Source organism: Streptomyces doebereineriae, from assembly GCF_031845645.1.
Taxonomy (GTDB): domain Bacteria; phylum Actinomycetota; class Actinomycetes; order Streptomycetales; family Streptomycetaceae; genus Streptomyces; species Streptomyces canus.
The window spans coordinates 1-434 of the sequence record NZ_JAVREZ010000387.1 but is presented as its reverse complement, the minus strand read 5'-3'; the positions used below and the strand labels follow the sequence as shown (position 1 = coordinate 434).

Here is a 434-nt window from a genome sequence, read left to right as displayed (position 1 = left end):
ATCCACAGGCCCCCCATCCGTGCCCCGGGCCTGGGATGCTGAGGGTGTCGGACGCGGAGACGCGGGCCGTGAAGAGGCAGAGCAGGCAGAGCCGCGAGAGCGCGGAATCACCGGAGAACAGCGGGGGCGCAGCACCGTGGAGCACGTGGAGAACAGAGTGCGGGTAGTCATCGCCGAGGATTCGGTCCTGCTGCGGGAAGGTCTCACCCGTCTGCTCACCGATCTCGGGCACGACGTGGTCGCCGGGGTGGGGGACGCCGAGGCCCTGCTGAAGACCGTGGCGGACCTCGACGCGGAGCAGGCACTGCCCGATGTGGTGGTGGCCGATGTGCGGATGCCGCCGACCCACACCGACGAGGGCGTACGGGCGGCGGTGCGGCTGCGGAAGGAGTATCCGGGGACAGGGGTCCTGGTCCTCTCGCAGTACGTGGAGG

Annotated in this window: 1 protein-coding gene; it reads left to right on the top strand. The window is 70.3% G+C overall.

Annotation, left to right across the window (positions count from 1 at the left end; genetic code table 11):
* Positions 1-157: 157 nt before the first annotated feature.
* Positions 158-434, top strand: a 277-nt coding sequence (locus RNB18_RS52430; protein WP_311721108.1) for a response regulator, incomplete at its 3' end; no start/stop codon positions are given.